The 6138-nt window shown below is 69.9% G+C and carries 7 protein-coding genes; all 7 read left to right on the top strand.

Features of this window, described 5'->3' with window-relative positions; translation table 11 throughout:
* A partial coding sequence (locus ACWELQ_RS35160; RefSeq protein WP_452401330.1) for an LLM class flavin-dependent oxidoreductase occupies positions 1-517 on the top strand: 517 nt, incomplete at its 5' end.
* Positions 514-2127, top strand: coding sequence for an ABC transporter substrate-binding protein (locus tag ACWELQ_RS35155; protein ID WP_452401329.1), 1614 nt, complete (start codon positions 514-516; stop codon positions 2125-2127). The genes ACWELQ_RS35160 and ACWELQ_RS35155, both read left to right, overlap by 4 nt.
* Before the next feature lie 4 nt (positions 2128-2131).
* Positions 2132-3091: an ABC transporter permease gene (locus ACWELQ_RS35150; protein WP_452401328.1), complete on the top strand. Its 960-nt coding sequence runs from the start codon at positions 2132-2134 to the stop codon at positions 3089-3091.
* Positions 3084-3254, top strand: coding sequence for a hypothetical protein (locus ACWELQ_RS35145; protein WP_452401327.1), 171 nt, complete (start codon positions 3084-3086; stop codon positions 3252-3254). The genes ACWELQ_RS35150 and ACWELQ_RS35145 overlap by 8 nt, the downstream gene beginning before the upstream one ends.
* Positions 3247-4155: an ABC transporter permease gene (locus ACWELQ_RS35140; RefSeq protein ID WP_452401326.1), complete on the top strand. Its 909-nt coding sequence runs from the start codon at positions 3247-3249 to the stop codon at positions 4153-4155. Before ACWELQ_RS35145 ends, ACWELQ_RS35140 begins: the two co-directional genes overlap by 8 nt.
* Entirely contained in the window at positions 4152-5792 is a 1641-nt protein-coding gene (locus tag ACWELQ_RS35135; protein WP_452401325.1) for an ABC transporter ATP-binding protein, read from the top strand. The genes ACWELQ_RS35140 and ACWELQ_RS35135 overlap by 4 nt, the downstream gene beginning before the upstream one ends.
* Positions 5792-6138: LLM class flavin-dependent oxidoreductase (locus tag ACWELQ_RS35130; RefSeq protein ID WP_452401324.1), on the top strand; the 347-nt coding region annotated here is incomplete at its 3' end. The genes ACWELQ_RS35135 and ACWELQ_RS35130, both read left to right, overlap by 1 nt.

The raw sequence follows: 6138 nt of genomic DNA, 5'->3' as shown, positions 1-6138 counted from the left end.
CGCGCCCGCCTCGCCGACCAGGGTGGCGCGGCCGATGAGCACGGTGCCGGTGTCGTCGCGAATCAGCGGGGTCTCGCGCGGCTTGCCCTCGAGCGAGCGCTGGGCGGCCTACGGCCACGATCCGGCCGAGGCGCTGGTCGGCGCGGGCACCGCGGGCTTCCTGGTGACCCGCACCTCGCAGGAGGCGCTGGACCTCTATCGGCCGATCTTCGAGGCGCGGCAGGCGGTGGCGCGAAAGTTCGACGTGCCCATCGTGTTCGAGTCCGTCGAGGATTTCGCCGCGCGCTCCTCTGCGCTGATCGGCAGTCCGCAACAGGTGCTGGACAAGGTGAGCCGCTATCACGAGCGGTTCGGCCACGAGGTCATCCATCTCAGTGCCGACGCCGACGGCCGCACCGAGGCTCAGCACTACGACAGCCTCGAACTGTTCCAGGCCGAGGTCGCCCCCGAACTGCGCCGCCGCATTCCGAGTCGCGCGCTGGGCGCGGACCGCTACCCCTCCGAGGATTTTCGATGAAACGTGCTGTGGCACTGGCGGGTACGGTCGCCGCCGCCTTCACTCTCGCCGCCTGTGGCAGCGGCGGTGACAGCGGTGGCGGCAATGGCGAGCCGTCCGGCCCGCCGCAGACCGGCGGCACCCTGCGCTACGGACTCTCGCTCGCGCCGACCTGCTCCGATCCGGCGCAGTCGGCGACGAACCAGACCATCTACGTGGACCGGCAGATCGTGGACTCGCTGGTCGATCAGGACCCGACGACCGGTGAGCTGAAGCCGTGGCTGGCCGACACCTGGACGGTCTCGCCGGACGCGAAGTCCTTCACCTTCCATCTCAAGGACGGCGTCACCTTCAGCGACGGCACCGCGCTGACCGCGGATTCGGTGCGCAAGAACTTCGACTCCATCGTCGCCCTGGGCGGGGCCAAATCGCCGCTGGGCGCGAGCTATCTGGCCGGTTACGCGGGCAGCACGGTGGTGGATCCGCACACGGTGCGGGTGGACTTCGGCACGCCCAATGCCCAGTTCCTGCAGGCCACTTCGACACCGCAGCTGGGCATCCAGTCCGATGCCACGGTCGCCAAGTCGGCCGACGAGCGATGCTTGGGCACGAACATCGGCAGCGGCCCGTTCACCTACACCGAGTGGAAGCAGAACACCTCCGCGACGCTGGCCAAGCGCACCGGATACTCCTGGGGCTCGGCGGTTTTCGCCACCCAGGGCGAGGCGTATCTGGACAAGATCGTGTTCACGGTGGTGCCGGAGTCGGGTGTCCGCACCGGCAGCCTCGCCTCCGGGCAGCTCGACGCGATCAGTGACGCGTTGCCGCAGGACGTCGCGCAGATCGAGTCCGGCGGCGGCCGGGTGCAGTTCACCCCCAACCCGGGTGTGCCGTTCGGCTTGCAGGTCAATGTGACCCGCGGCCCGCTGCGCGATCCGGCGGTGCGCGCGGCCCTGGTGCCCGCCATCGACCGCAAGGAACTGGTGGACACCGTGCTGGGTCCGCAGTTCAAGGTGGCGACCAGTGTGCTGGCCTCCAAAACTCCCGGCTACGTGGACCTTTCGACCCGGGTGAAGTACGACCCGGACGCGGCGAAGAAGCTGCTCGACCAGGCGGGCTGGGTGCCCGGCGCCGACGGCATCCGCGTCAAGGACGGTCAGCGACTGTCCGCGAGCGTCATCTTCGCGCCGGTGTTCGCGGGCAATCAGGCCATTCTCGAGCTGACCCAGCAGCAACTGCGGGCGGTCGGCTTCGATCTGCGCCTGGAACCGCTGTCGGTGGCGGAATCCAATGTGCGCCAGAACAACAAGGACTTCGACTTCGACTACTACAACTCCACCCGCGCCGACGGCGACATCCTGCGCACCACCTTCGCCGTCGACCAGCGCAACCTGAACGCCCGTGGCCCCGCCGAACCCTTGGACTCCCTGCTGTCGCAGCAGCTCTCGGTCACCGACCCGGCCGCCCGCGCCAAGATCATCGCCGACGCCCAGTCCGCGGTCCTCGACCAGGGCCTGTGGATCCCGACCATCGAGCTGTCCCAGGCCATCGGCGTCGGCAAGAACACGGCGGGCGTCAAGTTCGAAGCCTCGGCCCGCCTGCAATTCCACGACACCTGGCTGCGGCGGTAACCCCATGGGCCGCTACGTGATCGGACGGGTGCTGCAGGCGGTGGGCGTGCTGTGGGCGGCGTTCACGCTGTCGTTCATCGGCCTCTACCTGCTGCCGGGCGACCCGGTGGACATGGCGACCAATGCCGCCACCGGCACCCCCGTGGACGCCGCGGCCGCCGCCGAGATGCGGGCCAGATACGGCCTGGATCAACCACTGTGGCAGCAGTACTGGACCGCGTTGAGCCATGCGGTCCGGGGCGACTTCGGCCACTCGATCTCCACCGGGCAGACGGTGAACGCGGCCCTCGGCGACGCCTTGCCGTCGACCTTGGCCCTGGCCGGTGCGGGCCTGCTGCTGGCCGTGGTGGTCGGCACCGCGCTCGCGCTGGCCGCCGCCTACACCGAACGCCGCTGGCTGCGCGGCCTGCTCACCGCACTGCCGCCGATCGGGGCTTCCATGCCCGGGTTCTGGGTGGGATTGCTGCTGCTGCAACTGTTCTCGTTCCGGCTGAAGCTGGTGCCGGCCTTCGGTGGCACCGGATTCAGCGCCATCGTCCTGCCCGCCGTGACCGTCGCCATCCCGGTCGGCGCGATCATCGCCCAGGTGCTCTACGCCAGCCTGGTCTCGACCTGGCGGCAACCGTTCGTGGAGGTGGCCTTCGCCAAAGGCGCGTCGCGCTGGTGGGTGCAACTGCGCCATGTGCTGCGCCCGGCCGCCGCGCCCGCGTTCACCGTCGCGGGTCTGTGGGTGGGCACCGTGCTCGCGGGCGTGGTGGTGACCGAAACAGTCTTCTCCCGACCCGGAATAGGCCGCCTGGCCCAGGAATCGGTGCTGCACGAGGACATTCCGGTGGTGCAGGGCATCGTCGTGTTCGCCGCGCTGACGTTCGTCACCGTCAACCTGCTCGTGGATCTCGCCTACCCGCTGCTGGACCCCCGTGTGGTGCAGGGGAATTCGAGGAAGGAACGCGCCCATGCATGATCACCGTCCACTCTCGCCCCGGCACGTGATCCAGGAATTGCGCGGACGCCTGCGCAAACCCTCGGGCCCCCGCTCGACCCTGCGCGTCATCACCCTGACCCACCCCTTGCTGGATCCCGGCTTCGCCTACTGGGCAACCGACGACGAGCAGCGCGATGCCTAGCGCGACGGCCGAACGATCCATCGTCGCTGGAGTGCCCGGGTCCTGGTTCGCGCGCCTGGGCGACCCGGCCCGTCCCGCTGTCGTTCGGGATGCCGGGCGCTGGGTGCGTCGACACCTGGGCCTGGTGGTGGCGGGCGTGATTGTGCTGCTGGTGCTCGCCTGGGCGGTCGCGCCGGCGGTGTTCGCGAGTGGTGATCCGCTGCGCGGGGTGCCCGCGCAGAAGTTGCGCGCACCCAGCGCGCGGCATTGGTTCGGCACCGACAATCTGGGGCGCGATCTGTACACCCGCGTGGTGCACGGGGCCGCGCTCTCGTTGACCGCCACCGTGTTCGCGGTATTGCTGGGTCTGGTGGTGGGTGCGCTGCTGGGGCTGGTGGCGGGTGCGGCCGGTGGGCTGGTGGACACCGCGATCATGCGTGTCGTCGACGTGTTGCTGTCGATCCCCGACATGCTGGTGGCGCTGGCCACCATCACCATCCTGGGCATCGGCACGCGCAATGTCGCCATCGCCGTGGGTGTTTCGCTCATCGCCAGATTCGCCCGGGTGATGCGCGGCGAGGTGCTGCGGGTTCGCAACGCACCCTATGTGGAGGCGGCCTACGCGGGCGGCGTCCGCTGGCACACCGTGCTGTTCCGGCACATCCTGCGCAATGCCTACGGTCCGGTGGCGGCGCTGGCCGCGGTGGACTTCGGCGTCGTGACCTTGTTCGTCGCCTCGTTGAGCTTCCTCGGCTACGGCGCGGTGCCGCCCACGCCGGAGTGGGGCTCGCTGGTTTCGGAGGGTCGGGGCTTTCTCGCGACCGCCTGGTGGCTGACCACGCTGCCGGGGCTGGTCATCGTCGTGCTGGTGCTGTCGACGCAGCGCATCGCGCGGGCTCTTCAGAAGGACGGTGCCCGATGAGTGACCTGTTGCTGAATGTTGAGGGGCTGCAGGTCGAATACCGCGGTAGCACCGGGACCACCGCCGCCGTGCGCAGGGTGTCGCTCGAGGTGCGGCGTGGGGAGACGGTCGCGTTGGTGGGCGAATCCGGTTCGGGGAAGTCGACTCTCGCGCACGCGGTGATCGGGCTGCTCAACGGCGGTCAGGTTACCGGGGGCGCGATCAGCTTCGACGGGGAGCGCCTCGAGCACGCACCGGAACGGACGCTGCGGCGGGTTCGGGGCGCGCGCATCGGGCTGGTGCCGCAGGATCCGGGCACCTCGCTGAATCCGGTGCTGCGCATCGGCGAACAGGTCGGGGAGGTGCTGCGCATCCACGGCCGGGCGGATCGCCGCACGGCTCGGCTGGAAGCCGTGCGCATTCTGGAGGAGGCCGGACTGGATCGGCCGGAACTGCGGGCCCGGCAGTATCCGCAGGATCTGTCCGGTGGTCAGCGGCAGCGGGTGCTGATCGGCATCGCGCTGGCGTGCGGCCCGGACCTGGTCATCGCCGACGAGCCGACCAGCGCCCTGGATGTCACCGTGCAGCGGCGGATTCTCGACCATCTCGCCCAGCGCACCGCCGATACCGGGACCGCGGTCCTGCTGATCACCCATGACCTGGCGGTGGCCGCCGAGCGGGCGGATCGCATCGCGGTCATGCGACAGGGCGAGATCGTCGAAACCGGCACGGCCGCTGACGTTCTCGGCAATCCACAGCATGAATACACAAAGCGGCTGATCGCGGCCGCGCCGAGCCTGGAGCCGGTCGGGACAGACCCGGTGCGCGTCGTGCGCCCGCCCCGCGAAACCGCCACGCCCCTGCTGATGGCGACCGGGCTGCGCAAATCCTTCCGGATCACCAGGGATTTCACGCTGAACGCGGTCGACGACGTCTCGCTCGAGATCAACCGGGGTGAAACCCTCGCGGTGGTCGGCGAATCCGGTTCGGGCAAGTCCACCACCGCCCGCATCATCGCCCGACTGGCCGAACCCGACGCGGGCACCGTGACCTTCGACGGTCAGGACATCACCGCCCTGCGCGGGTCGGGTCTGCGCGCCCTGCGCCGCCGCATCCAGGTCGTCTACCAGAACCCGTATGTGTCGCTGAATCCCAAGCTCAGCATCGGCAAGATCGTGGCGGAACCGTTGCAGGCGTTCGGAATCGGCGATCGACGCTCCCGCCGGGAGACCGTCGCCGAGCTGCTGGACCAGGTCGCCCTGCCCGCCGCCTACCAGGATCGCCGCCCCGCGGAGCTGTCCGGCGGGCAGCGGCAGCGCGTGGCCATCGCGCGTGCGCTGGCCTTGCGCCCGGATCTGCTGGTGCTGGACGAACCCGTATCCGCACTGGACGTCTCCGTGCAGGCCCAGATCCTGGACCTGCTCGAACGACTGCAAGCCGAACTGGATCTGGCCTACCTGTTCATCTCCCACGACCTGGCCGTGGTGCGCCGCCTGGCCGATCGGGTGGCCGTCATGCGACAGGGCGTCATCGTCGAAACCGCCGCCACCGCAGCGCTTTTCGATAATCCGGCCAACGATTACACCCGCGAGCTGCTCGCGGCCGTGCCCCGGGCCGCCGTGCCCGTGGCTCCCACCCCGCTCGAAAGGACAGCCTGATGCCGCCCGTGTCTCCGTTGCTGCTGGGCCTGGAACTGTCCGGGACCGGCGCGCACCCCGCCTCCTGGCGGCGGGCCGACTCCCGCGCCGAGGACGTGTTCGGCGCGGCTTACTGGGTGGATGCGCTGCGCGCCGCCGAGGACGCGGGCATCGACCTCGCGTTCGTGCCGGACTCCTTCTCGCTCCCGACGGCGGGTGTGCCCGGCCGACTGGACGCGGTGGCCGTGGCCGCCCGCGCCGCCGCGGCGACCCGCCGCATCGGTCTGCCGGGAGCGAATTCTCCAGTCGCTCAGCGGTTTCCAGCGCCGTCGCGGACTGGCCGAGGAACATCGCACCGTAGATCTTG

Source organism: Nocardia sp. NPDC004722, assembly GCF_053601505.1.
This window is presented reverse-complemented; position numbering and strand designations above follow the sequence as displayed.